Genomic DNA, 17,536 nt, shown 5'->3' on the forward strand with positions numbered 1-17,536 from the left:
AACCATGCCTTTCATCAGCGTCATCATTCCCGTCTACAACGCGCAGGAGTTCCTACCGGGCGCCCTGGAGTCCATCGAGACGCAGGACTTTGCGGACTGGGAAGTGATTCTCGTTGACGACGGGTCGACGGATGGCTCACCCGCCCTGTGCGATTCCTACGCCCAGCGCGACCCGCGTTTCCGCGTCGTTCATCAGGAAAACGCAGGAACGAGCGCAGCACGCAACACAGCCCTGAAGGCTGCGCAAGGCGAGTACATCACGTTCATGGACAATGACGACTGGTGGCGCATCCCCGAGGCGCTCACGCTCGTTCACGAGGCCCTCACAAGGCGCCCCGTTGATCTGCTGTGGCACATGAGTGCGCGCGCCAACCCGGAGGGCACCGAGATCACGGAAGCCGAACCCACGTCGATCGCCTCCACGATTGATTCGCTGAGCACGGACGAGGCAATCCGAACAATCATCGACAACGAGCTGACGACGAGCGCCGTGTGGACGAAGGTGATCCGCCGCGACTTCTTGACCGAACACGGCATCGTATTCCCGTCAGGCATGCGCAACGAAGACACGGATGTGAGCGCTCAGATTATCGCGCACATCGATTCCGTGGCCTGGCTCGACCAGCGTTTCTACGTGTACAGGATGGGTCACCCCTACGCGCAGACCTCGCATTCACTGGCCGTCTCGACGGTCGACGACCTGGAGCACGTACTGCGCTCGAATCTGTCCGCCGCTCGTTCGCTATCCGAGGGACGCCGCGGCGCACTCATGGCATTCCTGGCACGTCCGATGATGGTGTGGGTGGGTCAGGCCTCGGCCCTGGGGCTCCTCGACGAGAAGAAGCACGGGCAGCAGGCGCGCCGCCGCAAGGCGTTCATCAGCCAATTCTTCCTTCCCCTCGTCTCACAGTCGCACACCCGCGAAGCTCGTATCGCCCAGTGGGCATGCCGTCTGCTGGGAGTGCGCGCCTGCGCACAGCTGCTCGGTGTTCAATTCCGACGCATGCATCCCGAGCTGGTCGCCCACTCCACGACCAAGTAGCGGCCCGCTCAGCGGGCTCGCTTCCTCGCGTCATTCACCGAAGGGAGTGTCCGCCACCCACTCGACAGACCGCATGTGGGCGGGCGGGCGCTGATCCTCGGGCGGGACCTCACGCCAGTTGCCGTAGTAGTCCTCGAGCAGCTTCTCGGCCTGCGCAGGAATCGCAAACTCGCGCCCCTCGAAGCTGGCAGTACGCGTCGGGAAAAGCTCCTCAGGCCGGATGATATTACGGCTCATAATGTCATCGAGGAGCAGGACGTAGCGCTCGTTGTCCGGATTCTCAACCGACGAACGGTGGCACGCACGGGCAAGCTCATCCTGCCGACGAGAAATGGCGTACAGGTCTGCGAAGCGGGTCACCGGATAGAGCATGTACTTGATGATGCGGCGTGCCGTGGAGGTTGCGTAGCGCGGGTTAGACGCCGCGATGTACTTCCACCACACAAGTCGGTGCCCCCTGCGCGCGGCACGATGCACGGCAGGGTCAGTAATGTCGACGCGCTCAAGTGGGAAAATATCCACCCACAGCCCGAGGTTTCCGGCAGATTCGTCCAGGAAAGACTCAACCGCCCGGGTTCGGGTATCAACGAGCTTGCAGTAAGAGTTAATCGAGGTGCGATCACGATAACTGACGAGGCTGTAGTGCTCCCCGAGAGCTCCCTGCTTCCACAGGTCGTAGAGCTTCTCGTAGTCATCCCGGGGCATGTAGACATCAATATCGTCATCCCAGGGGATGAACCCACTGTGGCGCATCGCCCCAATGAGAGTGCCGTACGCGAGCGCATAGGAGAGCTGGTGCTCGCGGCACACGCGGTCCAGTTCTGTGAGAATGTCCAGTTCAACCGCCTTCACCTGGCGTGCCTCAAGCTGGGTCATGGAGCCTCTTTCATCGTTCATCCGATGGCTTACGAACTGCCCTCTAGAGTAGTACAAGCTGCGGGTGAGAGGACAGGAGTACGGGCCCGCGCAATAGCCAGTCGCGGGAGCATGATCGCGCACCCCGCCAGATCTCCGTGCGGCGCGAGGCCTGCCCGCCCGCTCGCCGTCCACGCGACCCACCCCGCCAGACCTCCGCACGATGCGAGCACACGTCTTGCTTTCTGTGGCTGCTCTATGCGCCGGTGGGCGACAGACCTCCGACCGCTGCCTTCACACAACGAGCTTCGCTCGGCACACCACCGCCAGACCTCCGCGCGACCCACCCCGCCAGACCTCCGTGCGGCACGAGGCCTGCCCGCCCGCTCGCCGTCCACGCCGCGAGCTTCGCTCGGCACACCCCGCCAGACCTGCGCGCAACGCACCCCGCCAGACCTCCGTGCGGCGCGAGGCCTGCCCGCCCGCTCGCCGTCCACGCTGCGAGCTTCGCTCGGCGTGTCGCCTCGAAGCCCGGCCAGGCCCTGCAGGCCTCGCGCCACCCTCCAGTCGGGCGACCATGACCACCGGCACCGCAACCTCCATCCCAACGAGCTTCGCGCGGCGCACCCCACCAGACTTCCGTGCGGCGCAAGCACACGTCTTGCTTTCTGTGGCTGCTCTATGCGCCGGTGGGCGGCGGCCTGCCCGCGAGATCGCCACACGCGAGCCTTCGGCTCGGAATGATCGATCTCGAGGCCCGCCCTGGCCGTGCCACCGCCCACCGGCACCGCAGCCTCCATCCCAACGAGCTTCGCTCGGCGCGTCGCCTCGAAGCCCGGCCAGGCCCTGCAGGCCTCGCACCACCCTCCGATCGGGCGACCATGACCACCGGCACCGCCGCCGCAACCCCGCAGGCCTCGCGTCCCCTCTTCCTCTGGCTCCCCCGCCTACTCCTGCAACACTAGACAACGGCCGGTAACACGGCTGACGAGACCGGCAAGTAGTCAGGTTCTAAGCGGGACAAAACTCTCCCCGCTCAACACATCGGACGTAGGAACGGGACAAAATTCTCCCCGCTCGTCGTAAAACGCTCATTTTGGCCTGTTTTACGCATGCAGGGAGAGTTTTATCCCGGATATGACATCCGTGGCCCCCAGCAGGGAGAGTTTTATCCCGGAATCCTGGTCGTGCATGGGCCACACCCAGGATCCGCGATGAACATCCACGTGCTCCTCGCGTGACAGCGCCCATGACGCGCATATGCGGATAGGTTATCGCTACGCGGATAGGTTATTCCCACGCGGATAGGTTAATAAGCTATCCGCATGCGCATAACCTATCCGTAACGTCACAACCTATCCACATGTCGCACGTTCATCACTGATCCACGCCGCCCCCACCAGCGCCGCCGCTCGCGGGCGCGCGGAGCGCCAACGCTCACACCCTCCTCAACACAACCAACTGGCAGCGAGTCGGGCGACGTGCACTCCGATGTTGCGGTATCGTCATCAACTCTCCTTCCCGTTCAACAGACAGGTGTGCCCGGTGGAGCAGCCTCCCCACCGGGCACACGGACATGAATTATTCGTTCTCAGGAGTAGTCCTTCTGGAACTTCAGTTCCAGTTCCTCCAGCGAGTGGAACTTCGTCTCGGGGACGACCTTCCAGTAGAAAAGGAACGAGAGGAAGTTAATGGCCGCGAAGATCGCGTACGTGCCAGCGCCACCGACGGTCGCCATGAGCGGCGGGAAAACAACGGCAACGAGCGCGTTGGCAAGCCACAGCGTACCCACCGCGATACCGAGGGCAGTGCCACGGACGGCGGCAGGGTATATCTCGGAGACAAGCACCCAGGACACCGTTCCAGACTGCTTGATGAACACGAAGATACAGACGATACCAAGAACGAGCCAGGGCGCGAAGGTCGGGGCGCCGGAGATATTTCCCTCGCCATCCAGATAGGGGCTGATAAAGACTGCAAACACGGCAGACAGCGCAGCCAGAGAAATCGTGATGCCGAGTTCCTGATACATGCCCACGTGACGGCGAGCGAATCGGGCGACGAGCCACAGGCCCACGGCGGAACCGATCGCGGAGATACCACCGGAAACGACGTTCAGGGTGATGGCGTCTTCCATGGGAACGCCGGCGGCGTTGAGGATCTTCGGCGTGTAGTACATGGCCGTGTTGATGCCGGTCAGCTGGTCGGCGATGCCCAGGACGATACCGATGTAGAGGAGCTTGCGAGCCCACTTCACGGTGAGGATCTGGGACAGCGACCAGTTTTCCTGAGCAGACTCTGCACGCTGGACATCGAGCATCTCGTTGATCTCGCCAGCGACGTCATCCTTGTTTTCGTCGCGCACACGCTTGAGGGAGCCAATGGCCTCGACAATGCGCAGATTGGCGGCGTACCAGCGCGAGGACTCGGGCACAGTGCGGATACCGATCCACAGGGCGATGGCGGGCAGCGAGCACAGGATGAGCATGTAGCGCCAGGTCAGACCATTTCCCGTGCCGGCGACATCCGCAATATTAACGGCGGCCTGGACGGTCTCCCACGCAACGGACGTGCCAGCGTGGCCGAGCACGTGCCCGGAGGCATCCACGGCATCACCGGTCAGGGTGACGGAGGGACCACCCTGCATGTGAGCGATGACAGCGTTCATAGAGAAGGCCAGGAACTGGCCGAAGACGATCATCATCTGATCCGTCGCGACAAGGAAACCGCGCAGCCGCTTGGGAGCAGTTTCGCTGAGGAAGACGGGAACCGTCGCGGAAGCACCACCAACCGCGAATCCGAGGATGATACGCGCCAGGTAGAGGACCCAGATGTTCGGGGCAATCGCGCAGCCGATGGCGCCAAACAGGAAGATGATGGCGAGCAACGTGATGTTATGGCGGCGACCAAAGCGGTCGGAGAGGCGTCCGCCGAAGAACGCACCGGCGGCAGCACCGATGCACAGCAGGCCGCCGACCCAGCCTTCTTCGAAGGTGGTCATGTTCAGGCCACCGGCACCTCCGGGCATGTACATGTATGGCAGGGCACCAGCGACGACGCCGGTGTCATAGCCGAAGAGGAGAGAGCCCAGCGTCGCGATGGCGGCAATTGCGCCCAGGGAGCGCTTCGCACCAGAAGCAGGGGTCTTCTCGACGAGCTCGCGCACCCTGTCGGGTGTGTAGTCGTCAATCGTTGGAGTGTGTGGCATATGGTTCTCCTCTGCACTTCCTCGTCGGAGCGATCCGGATGAACGAGACAGCATCCATAGCATAATGCCGCGCCCGTGCACGCACCGCTTCCCGGCAGATATAACGCAGGCCGCGATCGCCCCCTGAGGATATCAAGGCCGAGGCCCCCGCGAGCACCTCGTCGCCGACGCACTCACGCCCACATCTATGACCGTATAGAGTGGAGGGGTGGGCGCGCCGCGCCAACCCCTCCACTCAGAGAGTTGTCACACTCAGACGTTCGTCGGGAAGTTCATACCAACGTAGCCCACCTTCTCGCCACGCTTGGGCCAGCGTGTCGTGACAACCTTGGCCTTCGTGTAGAAGCGCACACCCTCGGGACCGTGGATATGAGTGTCGCCCAGCAGCGACTCCTTCCAGCCACCGAAGGAGTAGTAGGCGACCGGAACCGGGATCGGCACGTTGACACCAACCATGCCGGCCTCGACGTCAACCACGAAGTGGCGGGCCGTGTCACCGTCGGATGTGAAGATCGCGGATCCATTGCCAAACTCGGAGGAGTTAACAATCTCGATGGCCTCTTCGTAGGTGTCGGCGTGTACGACGACCAGGACCGGGCCGAATACCTCTTCGCAGTAGACGCTCAGGTCGCGATCCACGTTGTCGAGGATAGTGGGGGCCAGCCAGAAGCCATCCTCATACTCCTCACCCTCGGGACGGTAGCCGCGGCCGTCGAGGACAACGTTCGCACCCTTGGCCTCGGCCTCGTCGATCCACGTGGTGATGCGCTCCTGAGAGGAGCGGGTGATAACCGGACCCATCTCCGAAGCCGGGTCGGTACCGGGGCCGACGACGATCTTTTCAGCGCGAGCCTTGATGGCGGGAACCAGCTTCTTCTCAACGCCACCGACAGCGACGATCACGGGCAGGGCCATGCAGCGCTGGCCCGCTGCACCGAAGGCACCGGCGCTGATGTGCTGCGCGGCGAACTCAATGTCGGCGTCAGGCATGACGATCGCATGGTTGTTCGCGCCGCCCAGGGCCTGGACGCGCTTACCGTGGGCCACGCCCGTATCCTGCACGATGTGCGCGACCGGCGAAGAACCGACGAAGGAGATCGCGTCGATGCCGGGGTGGGTGAGAATGTCGGTGACCAGGTGGCGGTCACCGGCGATGACATTGAACAGACCGTCAGGCAGACCGGCCTCTTTGTAGAGGCGTGCGATGATCATCGATGCGCTGGGGACGGTCGAGGCGACCTTGAGGATGAAGGCATTACCGGTAGCAAGGGCGATGGGATGCATCCACATGGGGACCATGGCCGGGAAGTTGAAGGGACAGATACCCGCGACGACGCCAACAGGCTGACGCAGGGTGTGCACATCGACGCCGGTCGAGGCCTGGTCGGTGAACTCACCCTTGAGTGCAGCGTTGATACCGCATGCGAAGTCGACAGTCTCACGACCACGGGCAATCTCACCAAGGGCGTCGCCGTGCGTCTTGCCACCCTCGCGCACGATGGCGTCTGCAATCTCATCCTGATGCTCGATGACGAGCTGGCGGAACTTGAACATGACGTCCACGCGCTTGGCCAGGGCGGTACGCGCCCATTCCTTTTGCGCCTGACGAGCAATCTCGACGACCTGGTCAAGGCAGTGCTTGTCGGCCAAAGCCAGCTGATCGACGACCTTGCCGGTGGCGGGGTTCTCAACGTCAATGGTCTTGTCGCAGTGAGCGACATACTCTTCGCCATTAACCCACAGGTTGATTGTCATTGGTTTACCTTTCTTCCCATTCATCCACGAATGGCGGAACAACTTTGTTCGGACAAACAGTAGCATGTTTCTGGAACCAATGTCGCAATATCAGCAACACCAATACATATCGAAACCCATTTGTCCCGTCTATCAGACACGCTACCCCACCGCGACCACCACCTCATCAACGAACACACCGTTTCACGAAGCGTTTCACAACAAGCCCCACGCGCGCACAGACTTCCAGCAAAGGGGCGGCCCCGGAAAAGTCCGGGGCCGCCCTCACACGCTCAGATCATCACAGGTAGTGACGCTGCGGCTTGCGGTCGCGCTGGTAATCCTCGTAAGCGTGCTGCGTGGACTCCAACTCGGAGACCTGCGAGACGGCCACGTCCCACCAGGAGGATCCGGGCGGGTTGGGGCCCATCAGGTCGGTCTCGATGTGGATCATCGTTGCACGATCCGAGGCGACTGCAGCCTTGTAGGCCTCCTTGAACTCCTCAATGCCGTTGGCCTCAATCACATCAATTCCCCAGGAACGGGCATTCGCAGCGATATCGACGCCGGCGATACGCTCGTTGTCCTCAAGGTGCGAGCCCCCTGCGCGCTGACGGTACTTTGTACCGAAGCGCTGGGAGCCACGGGACTCGGAGAGGGCGCCGATCGAAGCGAAGCCGTAGTTCTGCAGCAGAACGTAGATGACCTTGATACCCTCCTGGGCGACCGTGGCCAGCTCCATCGGGAGCATCTGGTAGCTACCGTCGCCAACGATCGAGACGACCTCGGACTGCGGGCGCGCCAGCTTAACGCCCATGGCGGCCGGCACCTCGTAGCCCATGCAGGAGAAGGCGTACTCGACGTGGTACTGGATGGGGGTCTTCGCCTGCCACAGAGCTTGCAGATCGCCGGGCATCGAGCCGGCGGCGTTGATGACGACATCCTCGTTGCCCATGAGCTCGTTGAGCGCGCCGAAGACCTCGGTCTGTGCGGGCAGCGGGGCGTTGCCCACGTGGTAGCACTGCTCGACCTTGGCAGCCCAGGCCTCGCGCTCGGCAGCAATCTCGGCGGTGTATGCCTCATCGACGCGGTAGTCGGCCAGCTCCTCGGTCAGCGCGACGAGCGCCTCACGAGCGTCAGCCACGACCATCTCGGCGCTCTGCTTGGCAGCGTCAAAAGGCGTGATGTTGATGTTCACGAAAGAAACATCGGGGTTCTTGAACTGCGTCTTCGAGGCCGTCGTGAAGTCGGAGTAGCGCGTACCCACACCGATGATCAGGTCAGCCTTGTCGGCGAGGTGGTTGCCCGAGTCGCCGCCGGTCGAACCGACGCCGCCGACAGAGCACGGGTGATCACAGTTGATGGCACCCTTGCCAGCCTGCGTGTCCGCCACCGGAATGCCGGTCGCCGCCGCAAACGCGCGCAGCTCTTCCGAGGCCTCGGAGTAGATCGTGCCGCCACCAGCGATGATGAGGGGACGCTTGGCGGCGCGGATCTTGGCGACCGCACGCTCGAGGGCGGCGCGCTCGACGGGAGGACGGCGCACGTGCCACACGCGCTTAGCGAAGAACTCTATCGGCCAGTCGTAGGCCTCAGCCTGGACGTCTTGGGGCAGGGCGATCGTGACGGCGCCGGTCTCGGCCGGGTCAGTTAGGACGCGCATGCCGGCCAGCAGCGAGGGAATCAGCTGCTCGGGACGGTTGATACGGTCGAAGAAACGAGACACAGGACGGAACGCGTCGTTGACGGTGACGTCCAGCGACGTCGGGTCCTCGAGCTGCTGGAGGACCGGGTCCGGGATGCGGGTCGCGAACTGGTCGGAGGGGAAGATGAGGACGGGCAGTCGGTTGGTCGTTGCCGTCGCTGCACCCGTGACCATGTTGAGCGAGCCAGGCCCAATTGATGCGGTCGTCATCCAGGTCTGCAGGCGGTTCGTCGTCTTGGCGAAGGCCACGGCGGCATGAACGGCACCCTGCTCATTGCGGGGCATGATGTAGGGCATCGGGCTCTCACCCTCGGCCGGCGCAATTTCGTTCTGCAGGAGGGCCTGGCCGATGCCAGCCACGTTACCATGACCGAAGATGCCAAAGGCGCCCGCGATGAGGCGGCGCTCGACGCCGTCGCGCTCGGTGTACTGGTTGGACAGGAAGCGAATGATCGCCTGCGCGACCGTCAGGCGCACGGTTCCCTTGTAGGCTTCGTTGCTCATGGGTGATCCTTTCGAGGCTTTCTTACTTGTTCATGGGGAGGCGGGGGTCCACTTCCTGGTGTTCCCAGGTCGCGCGGATCCAGTGGTGCGCCGGATCGTCGGGGGCCAGCCACACAAGGTCCTCGTTCGGGCCTGCCATGACGTTCAGGTAGTACATGTCGTAGCCGGGAGCGGCGACGCAGGGGCCGTGATAGCCGTGGGGCACGAGAGCGACATCACCGTCGTGGACCTCGCAGCACAGATCGATCGGGCGGCCGGGGCTGCCGTAGGTGCGGTGCAGACCAAAGCCCTTGGAGCCCTCGGGACCGTCTTCAATCTCGAAGTAGTAGACCTCTTCAAGCTCGCGCTCATCCTCGGAGTCCTGCTCGTGCTTGTGGGCCGGGTAGGAGGACCAGTTACCGCCCGGGGTGATGACCTCGCACGCCAGCAGGTGGGAAGTGGTGACACCTTCGACGGCGAGGGAGTAGTTGTTAACCTGGCGCGAGCAGTCGCCGGCGCCGCGCAAATCCACGCGAACCTGGCTCTTGGGGTAGTAGGCGACGGGGATGTCGCGAGCGGCGAGAGCAGAGGGGAAGGCGAAGCGGCCGCCGCGGGCGGAGGTGATCGTCAGGGTCTTGCCACGTCCCACGTACAGGTAGTCGGTGACGCCAGAGAAGACTCCGCGACGCCCCTCGAGCTCGTAGGTCTGCCCGTCGACCTCGACGGTTGCGCCTCCCGCGAGGGGCAGGACGAGAAGCTCAGCGTCGCCGGTTTCGACGACCTCGGAGGCACCGGCCTCGAGGACGAGGACGCGCAGACCGGAGAAGGTCCAGCCGGCGCGCTGGGGGTCAATATCAACGGTGAAATTGCCATGGCCGGAAGAACCGGCGGGAACGTAAATGTCAGGAAGAGTCATCGTAGTCTCCAGAAGGTTGGGCGTCGGTGCCGGGGAAATAGAAGGGGGAACGAGGCAGGTGCTGGTCGGGTGGATTACGGGAGGGCCCCCGTTTCCATAAAGAAGCCAAGTTGTTCTTGGGTCGGCATGGCGGTCGAACATTCGATGTGCGAACACACGTAGGCTCCCGCGGCCGAGGCGTAACGGATGGTTTGTTCGAGGTCCCATCCTTCGACGAGGCCGTGGATGAGTGCACCACCGAAGGCGTCGCCCGCGCCGAGGCCGTTAACAACGTCGACGTCCCAGGCCTTGACCCACACGCGCTCGTCAGCGGTCTTCGCGAGGGTCCCTTTGGGCCCCTGCTTCACGATCGCGAGGCGAACGCCGCGCTCAAGGAGAGCATCGGCTGCACTGTCAGGATCGGAGACACCCACGGCCATCTCGCACTCTTCGCGGTTTCCGACGGCGACGTCGACGCGGGACAGGACGGCTGCGACACGCGAGCGCGCCTGGGCCATGCTGCTCCACAGATTGGACCGATAGTCGAGGTCGAGGATTGTCAGGCCGCTAGAAGGGCCACGGTGGTCGAGAGCACGCAGGTGCAGATCAAAGGAGGAGTTGCGCGACAGGCCGGTGACAGTGAACCAGAAGATTTCGGCACGCTCGACGGCGCCCCAATCGATCTGATCCTCCCGCAGCTCCAGGTCTGGTGCACTCGGCTCACGATAGAAGTAGAGCGGGAAGGAGTCGGGCGGGAAAAGCTCCGTGAAGGTGACTGGGGTATGGAAGTCGCGCACGGTGACAACGTGGTCCGAGGAGACGCCGAGGCGCTCAAGCTCACGGGTAACGAAACGACCGAAAGGATCGTCCCCCACCCCGGTGATAACACCGGTGCGATGCCCGAGGCGTGCTGCTGCAACTGCGACGTTCGTTGGGCTGCCGCCGAGGAACTTGCCGAAGGTCTCGACATCTTCGAGGTGCACGCCAACTTGGAGAGGATAGATATCGATGCCGGAACGACCCATCGTCAGAATGTCGACATCGCGACGCTCAAGGGGCATGGTGACTCCTTTCCTCTCCATTGGGGTGGCCCATTAGCCTGATGTTTCAAGGATGCACTATCAACAAGCAATCGTCAATCTTTGTCCGTACAATATGTAACAGCACGTCGACCCACTAGCCGACAACAACGCTGATACCATGTAACCGTATTAAATTAATACGACGCCGCGCCGCACATGAAGGTTTGACATGTCCAATGCATCGCCCACTCCGGATAACGCCCCCTACGTTCCGGACATTACCCTGGACCGCTCCTCTCCCGTGCCCCTGTACTTCCAGATCTCGGAGCCCATCGCACAACTCATTAACTCTGGAGCATTACCCGCGGACACACGCTTGGAGGACGAGCTGTCGATGGCGGCAAGACTGCACGTCTCCCGCCCCACGGCACGACAGGCACTCCAGCGCCTCGTTGACCGCGGCCTCCTGACGCGCCGCCGCGGCGTCGGCACGATCGTTTCACCACGCCACGTCCATCGCCCCATGGAACTCACCTCACTCATGCGTGACCTGGTCAACGCCGGCCACAAGGTGCACACGACCATCCAACACTACGAGGCGCGACCAGCCACCGCCCAGGAAGCTGACACCCTGAAGATCACCGAGGGCACCCTTGTTGTCCACATTGAGCGCACCCGCTTTGCCGACAACGAGCCAATCGCAGTCCTCACAAACCTCATCCCGGCCGACATCGCTCCCACAATGCAAGAACTCGAGTCCGCCTCTCTCTACGACCTCATGCGCGAGCGCGGAGTCACCTTAGCCTCAGCACGTCAGATAATCGGCGCACGCAGCGCGACAACGAAGGAAGCGAAGCTCCTGTCTGAACACCGCGGCGCAGCTTTACTGACGAGCCAGCGCACAACATACGACCCTTCAGGTCGCATCGTGGAATGCGGCAATCACATCTATCGCGCATCCAGATATTCATTTGAGGCAAGCCTTTTTGCCCAGTAATTAAGTATTGACGTTTTGTCCTAACAAATTGTTGACAGGCGTAGGCACTCGCCGTAGACTTGTTGTCGACAAAGAAAGTCGAGAGCGATCACAAAGGAGTGCTTCCCGCTATGTCCATCGAGTACACCCCCGGCCCCCTTCTGGACGCCGCGCGCAACACGCCCACCGCCCTGTGGAACGATTCGTCGGACCCGAGCGAGCTGGCACAGTCCATTTCCTTCGGTGGCGTCGGTGCCACCTGCAACCCAACCATTGCCTACACCTGCATCAACCAGCGTCGTGACGTGTGGCTGCCCCGCATCGCCGAGCTCGCCAAGGAAATGCCCGAGGCTACCGAGTCCGAGATCGGCTGGCAGGTCGTGCGCGAGCTGTCACTCGAGGCCGCCAAGCTCCTCGTGCCCATTTTCGAGGCCGAGAACGGCCGCAACGGTCGCCTATCCATGCAGACGGATCCGCGCCTGGCCCGCAGCGCCAAGGCCCTCGCTGACCAGGCCGAGGAGTTCCACAACCTGGCCAGGAACATTATCGTGAAGATTCCCGCCACGTCGGTGGGCGTCGAAGCCATCGAAGAGGCCACATACCGCGGCGTCTCCGTCAACGTGACAGTGTCCTTCTCCGTCGCCCAGGCCGTCGTCACGGGCGAAGCCATCGAGCGCGGCCTCAAGCGCCGCGAGGCTGAGGGCAAGGACACCTCCCAGATGGGTCCGGTCGTCACCCTCATGGTGGGCCGCCTTGACGACTGGATCAAGGAGGTCGCCAAGCGCGATCGCCTGTTCATTGATCCGGGTCACCTTGAGTGGTGCGGCATTGCCGCCTTCAAGCGCGCCTACCAGGAATTCCAGAAGCGAGGTCTGCGCGCCCGCATGCTCTCCGCCGCGTTCCGTAACGTCATGCACTGGTCCGAGTTCGTCGGTGGCGACGTGGTCGTCTCCCCACCATTCAGTTGGGCCAAGCTCATCAACGACTCGGACTACAAGATGGAAGAGCGCATGGACGTCCCCGTGCGCGAGGACATTATGGAGACCCTGCTCTCAATCCCCGAGTTTGTCCGCGCCTACGAGCCCGACGGCATGACCCCTGAGGAGTTCGATACCTTCGGCGCCACCGTGCGGACTCTGCGCGGTTTCCTGCAGGCAGACGCTGACCTCGACGCACTGGTGCGCGACGTCATTATGCCCGCTCCGTGATCTCTCTTGGTGGCCCCGCACGATGCGTGTGGGGCCACCACCGGTCACGGTATTTTACTCTCCAGCACACCCCGCCCAGAAAGAAGCAAAGATGCTCAACATTGCCGTCATCGGCGCCGGCCGTATCGGCCACGTTCATGCCAAGACCATCGCCGCCCACCCCGGCGCCACCCTCGCTCTGGTCGCCGATCCTTTCGGCGATGCCGCACACAAGCTGGCCGAGACCTACGATGCCCGCCACACGACCGACGTTGATTCGGTCTTCACCGACGAGGGCGTCGACGCCGTCGTCATCGGCTCCCCGACGCCGCTGCACATCCCCCACCTGCTCGCTGCCGCCAAGGCCGGCAAGGCCGTGCTGTGCGAAAAGCCCATCGCCCTGGACATGAAGGACGTAGAGTCCGCCCGCGACGAGCTGAGTGCCGTGTCCGTGCCCGTCATGTTCGGCTTCAACCGCCGCTTCGATCCTTCCTTCGCTGCGGCGCACGCCCAGCTCGAGGAGGGCAGGATCGGCGACCTTGAGAACTTGCTCATCATCTCGCGCGACCCCTCCGCTCCCCCGGCCGACTATGTCAAGGTCTCCGGCGGTATCTTCCGCGACATGACCATCCATGACTTCGACATGGCCCGCTTCTTCCTGGGCGATATCGTCGAGGTGCACGCATTCGGTCAGAACTTCAACGAGGAGATCAAGGCGGCTGGCGATTTCGATGCCGCCGTGGTCACCCTGAAGAACGCCGACGGTGTCGTTGCGACGATCGTCAACAACCGTAAGTGCCTGGCGGGCTACGACCAGCGCCTGGAGGTTCAGGGGTCAACGGGTACGCTGAACGCGGACAACATCCGCGCCACGACCGTGCGTCTGTCGAATGCCGAGGTCACGGATGCGGCCGAGCCGTACCTGGACTTCTTCCTGCAGCGCTACGCGGACGCCTACCGCATTGAGCTGACCGCCTTCATCGACGCGGTTGTCTCGGGCACCAAGCCCACGCCGTCCATCGACGATGCGATCGAGGCTCTGCGCCTGGCCGAGGCCGCCACGGAGTCGGCAAAGACCGGCAAGCCCGTGTCGCTCGCCTGATAGCGTCTCGAAAGTCCCGGCGGGGTTCCCTCCCCGCCGGGACCATCTCATTGTCGTAGGCCATCCAAGAAGCCTCTCATTTCTTCATACGGACGCACCGAGGCACCACTGTCGAGTCCTACACTCACGCTGATGGGCACACGTTCACACTCATCAGATACCTCTGAGAAAACTCCCAAATCCCCCTGTTTGTCTGGACAATCAAACAGTATGGAGTAGAATAGCGCTACCGACACACTGGCCCACACATCACCGCAACTCATAGGAGAGCTGCAATGACTCACGTCTACGATCCCGCAACCGCGATCAATGACCCCCACGGCATCACCTGGGGCATGCACCCCATCGCTTGGCGCAACGACGACATTCCCGAGGTCGGCGAATGGAACACCATCGACATCATGTTCGACGACCTGGCCGAGGCCGGCTTCGCTGGCACCGAGGTCGCAGGCTGGTACCCCTCGAAGGAAGAGACGAAGGAGAAGGCTGACGCTGCGGGCCTGAGAATCGTCGCCCAGTGGTTCTCCAGCTTCATCGTTCGCGACGGCGTCGAGGCCGTCATCCCGGACTTCCGCGCCACCTGCGAATACCTGCAGTTCCTAGGCGCCACCCGCATCGTCGTCTCCGAGCAGACCGGCTCGGTGCAGGGCATCCGCGACATCTGCATCTTCGAGAACAAACCCGTCCTCAAGGACGAGGAGTGGCCCATTCTGGCCGAGGGCCTGAACAAGCTCGGCGAGATTGCTCATGAGTACGGCCTTGATCTGGTCTATCACCACCACCTGGGCACCGTCGTCCAGACTAAGGACGAGACGCTGCGCCTGCTCAAGCTGACTGACCCGGACAAGGTTTCTCTCCTCTTCGACACGGGCCACGCTTACGTGGGTGATGGTGACGTCATGGGCCTGCTGCGCGGCGCGATCGACCGCATCAAGCACGTGCACTTCAAGGACGTGCGCCCCTCCAAGATGGAAGAGTCCCGAGCGGCCAAGCGTTCCTTCCTCGACTCCTTCCTCGCCGGTATGTTCACGGTTCCCGGCGACGGCACCATTGATTTCACCGAGCCCTACGCCTTCCTCGTTGAGCACGGCTACAGGGGCTGGATCCTGGTTGAGGCCGAGCAGGATCCGAAGATCGCTCCTCCGCTGGAGTACGCGCACATTGCGCGTGACTATGTGAAGGGCACGCTGCTGGGTCAGTGAGCAGCTTCGCGCGGTTCCTCAACTTCCCGCGCGAATCATGGAGGGGTGGAAGCGACACAGTCGCTTCCACCCCTTATGTGCTGATATGCACGCACCAAGCACGATTGGTGAATGACTCCCCCGACACCTCCTATTGATCCGACGCAAGGAATACTCATGGACCTGTCGACGCTGACTGCCCTCACCTGGATCGCTCTCATCGCGGCCGCCCTCTTCGCCCTTGCCCTACGCGCGAAAGAATCGACGGGCGTCATGCTCATCTTCCTCCCCATCGCGGATGTGATCGCCCTGTGGGCGTATCGGCGCGACGCGAATACGGCGGTCTTGCGGCGCCTCGTGCCGTCAATGCTCGTCGGCGTGTGCCTCGGAGCGCCCCTTCGGGCGGTGAGCGCCCAGACACAGATGCGGCGAGTGATCGGCGCGATCCTCCTACCTACAGAGCGAGGCTCATTCCCCTGTTGCGAAGCATCATAAAGGGATTGAGACACTCCACCCCTAGCGCGACACATGCGTCGGGAATCTTGATCCGCCTCTTCGATCTCGGTGCCGACTTTTCGTGCGTGACAACCACCCATCCGTGAGCCAGTGCGTGCGCGACGATCCAGGAGTCCGCAACGCGTTGAAACTCGACGACCGCTGGCGAATCATAGTTGTTCTTTGCCCACGCGATGACCCGCTGATAGCAGGCCACCACACGCGAATCGGGAGCAATAAAGCGTTGTTTATGCCGCTTCGCCCAGTCCTTGAGAGGATCACCGTCGCCCGCCTCACCCAGTTCGTCGTAGACCGACTTGATACTCACCGCGTGATGCGAGTCGAAGAGCTGAACGAGGAAGTCCCAATATCCGGGAGCCAGATCGAACGCGTAGTACGCGTTTGCCGCATCGATAAAGACGTTCGTGTCAAGGACATACATCTCTCACACCACCTGGAGATGTCTGGCCAGTTCGTCGAACACTTCCCTCTTGTGCGTGCCGATCATACGGAAACTTTCCGTGAATCCCGTACGTCCCTCCAGGGTGGAAGTGACAACCGCGGTCGCAAATGAACGCCCAAGACGCGCGGTCAAGGTGTTGTAATAGTTGCCACCGCCACTACTGCGTTTCTCACCACCGTAGTCAGCCCGCACCGCCTCGAGAAGCGCACCATAGCGCTCCTCGTCGATCCGGCGAGCGCCATACAGTCTGTGGAGCGCGACCTCAGCAGACACCCCAAAGCGCCGCGCGACCGCACGGTAGTCCTGCACAGTTGCCACTCCATCGAAAGCTGTCAGCGCCTCGTCAGGCAGCAACACACATGCAGCGACGCGATTGCACCACGCTTCTTCGCCACTTCCGCCGAGCAAGCGGTCACCGCCAGACAGTGCGCTGTGGCCAAGAAGCAGGTGAGCAAACTCGTGCACGAGGGTGAAGTTCTGCGCGCTATACGGTTCGTCGGCGACGTTGACGAAAATTAAGGGGGCAATGTCGTCGTAGAGGCTAAAGCCTCGGAACTCGCGCGTAGAGAGGCGCCTCGCGTTGTTCGCACCGACGACGCCGCTCCTCATAACGAGCACACCCACATCTTCAAGTGCGGCAACGATGTCGTGGCGCCATTGTTGAGTCCCGGTGGCGGACACACGATCGAGGTGCAGGAGAGAACGCACACGGCGAGCAACTGCCCGCGGGGAATCCTGCACGTTCGCCGAGCCTAGGAACGGGAGTTTCTCCGCTCCCTGTTCAAGGGCGTAATCGTGATACCAATCCTGGAACTGCTGATACCGGTCGATCGTGTCGAGAAGGTTCCCGGAGGGACGCTCGATAGCGGCACTCTCACGGGTACGCATGTCGGCGATAGGCAGCGTCTCATCGGGCGGATCAGGCATGATGAGCGCACCGAGGGACGTGTGGGTGAAAGCCGCAAACTTTTCGAGATCGCGAAGAGTCGGCTGGTCACTTCCGTCCATCCAGTCCCCAAGTTTCGGGAACTTCGTCAGCGCTTCCTCAAAGGTACGCTCAGAACGCTGGAGGGCCCACGAGAGCACTGGCCGGCTGACGGCGATTCGCGTGCTCATGGCGTTCCTCCTCCCACGCACATACCGATGTCACTATCGTACAGTGGGCCCCTTCATTTCCGTCTCTTTGGG

The 17,536-nt window shown here is 62.5% G+C and carries 14 protein-coding genes; 6 read left to right on the forward strand and 8 right to left on the reverse strand.

The window, feature by feature from the left end:
* Positions 1–4: 4 nt before the first annotated feature.
* Positions 5–1,042, forward strand: coding sequence for a glycosyltransferase family 2 protein (locus QP415_RS02550; RefSeq protein WP_285098463.1), 1,038 nt, complete (start codon positions 5–7; stop codon positions 1,040–1,042).
* Positions 1,043–1,072: 30 nt separating this feature from the next.
* Here QP415_RS02550 and QP415_RS02555 read toward each other — a convergent pair whose 3' ends face one another.
* The 6 genes from QP415_RS02555 to iolC form a co-directional block, all read right to left on the reverse strand.
* The gene (locus tag QP415_RS02555) at positions 1,073–1,918 is read right to left on the reverse strand and encodes a LicD family protein (protein WP_285098464.1); all 846 of its coding nucleotides are present in this window, start codon (positions 1,916–1,918) and stop codon (positions 1,073–1,075) included.
* Between the two features lie 1,570 nt (positions 1,919–3,488).
* Positions 3,489–5,105, reverse strand: coding sequence for an MFS transporter (locus QP415_RS02560; protein WP_285098466.1), 1,617 nt, complete (start codon positions 5,103–5,105; stop codon positions 3,489–3,491).
* A gap of 252 nt (positions 5,106–5,357) precedes the next feature.
* Positions 5,358–6,860, reverse strand: a complete 1,503-nt coding sequence (locus QP415_RS02565; protein ID WP_285098468.1) for a CoA-acylating methylmalonate-semialdehyde dehydrogenase — start codon at positions 6,858–6,860, stop codon at positions 5,358–5,360.
* 280 nt (positions 6,861–7,140) lie between these two features.
* Complete coding sequence (gene iolD, locus QP415_RS02570; protein WP_285098470.1) at positions 7,141–9,048, reverse strand: 3D-(3,5/4)-trihydroxycyclohexane-1,2-dione acylhydrolase (decyclizing); 1,908 nt, start codon at positions 9,046–9,048, stop codon at positions 7,141–7,143.
* Between the two features lie 22 nt (positions 9,049–9,070).
* Positions 9,071–9,943 carry a 5-deoxy-glucuronate isomerase gene (gene iolB, locus QP415_RS02575; protein WP_285098471.1) on the reverse strand — a complete coding sequence of 291 codons (873 nt, stop codon included), beginning with the start codon at positions 9,941–9,943 and terminating at the stop codon, positions 9,071–9,073.
* A 74-nt stretch (positions 9,944–10,017) separates the two neighbouring features.
* Positions 10,018–10,983 (reverse strand): 5-dehydro-2-deoxygluconokinase, encoded by a 966-nt coding sequence (iolC, locus tag QP415_RS02580; protein ID WP_285098472.1) that lies wholly within the window; start codon positions 10,981–10,983, stop codon positions 10,018–10,020.
* A gap of 190 nt (positions 10,984–11,173) precedes the next feature.
* Here iolC and QP415_RS02585 point away from each other — a divergent pair, with 190 nt between their 5' ends.
* The 5 genes from QP415_RS02585 (at position 11,174) to QP415_RS02605 (ending at position 15,885) form a co-directional block, all read left to right on the forward strand.
* The gene (locus QP415_RS02585) at positions 11,174–11,941 is read left to right on the forward strand and encodes a GntR family transcriptional regulator (protein ID WP_285098474.1); all 768 of its coding nucleotides are present in this window, start codon (positions 11,174–11,176) and stop codon (positions 11,939–11,941) included.
* A gap of 110 nt (positions 11,942–12,051) precedes the next feature.
* Positions 12,052–13,128, forward strand: a complete 1,077-nt coding sequence (locus QP415_RS02590; protein WP_285098475.1) for a transaldolase family protein — start codon at positions 12,052–12,054, stop codon at positions 13,126–13,128.
* 91 nt (positions 13,129–13,219) lie between these two features.
* The gene (gene iolG / locus QP415_RS02595; RefSeq protein ID WP_285098476.1) at positions 13,220–14,209 is read left to right on the forward strand and encodes an inositol 2-dehydrogenase; all 990 of its coding nucleotides are present in this window, start codon (positions 13,220–13,222) and stop codon (positions 14,207–14,209) included.
* Between the two features lie 275 nt (positions 14,210–14,484).
* Positions 14,485–15,411, forward strand: a complete 927-nt coding sequence (gene iolE, locus QP415_RS02600; protein ID WP_285098477.1) for a myo-inosose-2 dehydratase — start codon at positions 14,485–14,487, stop codon at positions 15,409–15,411.
* A gap of 111 nt (positions 15,412–15,522) precedes the next feature.
* On the forward strand, positions 15,523–15,885 hold the full coding sequence (locus QP415_RS02605) for a hypothetical protein (RefSeq protein ID WP_285098478.1): 363 nt from the start codon (positions 15,523–15,525) through the stop codon (positions 15,883–15,885).
* On the opposite strand, the gene QP415_RS02610 is transcribed toward QP415_RS02605, so the two are convergent.
* Positions 15,845–16,327 carry a DUF4411 family protein gene (locus tag QP415_RS02610; protein ID WP_285098480.1) on the reverse strand — a complete coding sequence of 161 codons (483 nt, stop codon included), beginning with the start codon at positions 16,325–16,327 and terminating at the stop codon, positions 15,845–15,847. The genes QP415_RS02605 and QP415_RS02610 overlap by 41 nt on opposite strands.
* Positions 16,328–16,330: 3 nt before the next feature.
* A complete protein-coding gene (locus QP415_RS02615; RefSeq protein WP_285098482.1) occupies positions 16,331–17,464 on the reverse strand; it encodes an ImmA/IrrE family metallo-endopeptidase in 1,134 nt (377 codons plus the stop codon).
* Positions 17,465–17,536: the final 72 nt, after the last annotated feature.

Source organism: Pauljensenia sp. UMB3104 (assembly GCF_030217285.1).
In the GTDB taxonomy this organism is placed as follows: domain Bacteria; phylum Actinomycetota; class Actinomycetes; order Actinomycetales; family Actinomycetaceae; genus Pauljensenia.

Excerpts from the sequence above, each read along its gene's own strand:
- QP415_RS02550 (WP_285098463.1), top strand. The coding sequence starts at position 5 with ATGCCTTTCATCAGCGTCATCATTCCCGTCTACAACGCGCAGGAGTTC.
- QP415_RS02555 (WP_285098464.1), bottom strand. The coding sequence starts at position 1,918 with ATGACCCAGCTTGAGGCACGCCAGGTGAAGGCGGTTGAACTGGACATT.
- QP415_RS02560 (WP_285098466.1), bottom strand. The coding sequence starts at position 5,105 with ATGCCACACACTCCAACGATTGACGACTACACACCCGACAGGGTGCGC.
- QP415_RS02565 (WP_285098468.1), bottom strand. The coding sequence starts at position 6,860 with ATGACAATCAACCTGTGGGTTAATGGCGAAGAGTATGTCGCTCACTGC.
- iolD (WP_285098470.1), bottom strand. The coding sequence starts at position 9,048 with ATGAGCAACGAAGCCTACAAGGGAACCGTGCGCCTGACGGTCGCGCAG.
- iolB (WP_285098471.1), bottom strand. The coding sequence starts at position 9,943 with ATGACTCTTCCTGACATTTACGTTCCCGCCGGTTCTTCCGGCCATGGC.
- iolC (WP_285098472.1), bottom strand. The coding sequence starts at position 10,983 with ATGCCCCTTGAGCGTCGCGATGTCGACATTCTGACGATGGGTCGTTCC.
- QP415_RS02585 (WP_285098474.1), top strand. The coding sequence starts at position 11,174 with ATGTCCAATGCATCGCCCACTCCGGATAACGCCCCCTACGTTCCGGAC.
- QP415_RS02590 (WP_285098475.1), top strand. The coding sequence starts at position 12,052 with ATGTCCATCGAGTACACCCCCGGCCCCCTTCTGGACGCCGCGCGCAAC.
- iolG (WP_285098476.1), top strand. The coding sequence starts at position 13,220 with ATGCTCAACATTGCCGTCATCGGCGCCGGCCGTATCGGCCACGTTCAT.
- iolE (WP_285098477.1), top strand. The coding sequence starts at position 14,485 with ATGACTCACGTCTACGATCCCGCAACCGCGATCAATGACCCCCACGGC.
- QP415_RS02605 (WP_285098478.1), top strand. The coding sequence starts at position 15,523 with ATGACTCCCCCGACACCTCCTATTGATCCGACGCAAGGAATACTCATG.
- QP415_RS02610 (WP_285098480.1), bottom strand. The coding sequence starts at position 16,327 with ATGTATGTCCTTGACACGAACGTCTTTATCGATGCGGCAAACGCGTAC.
- QP415_RS02615 (WP_285098482.1), bottom strand. The coding sequence starts at position 17,464 with ATGAGCACGCGAATCGCCGTCAGCCGGCCAGTGCTCTCGTGGGCCCTC.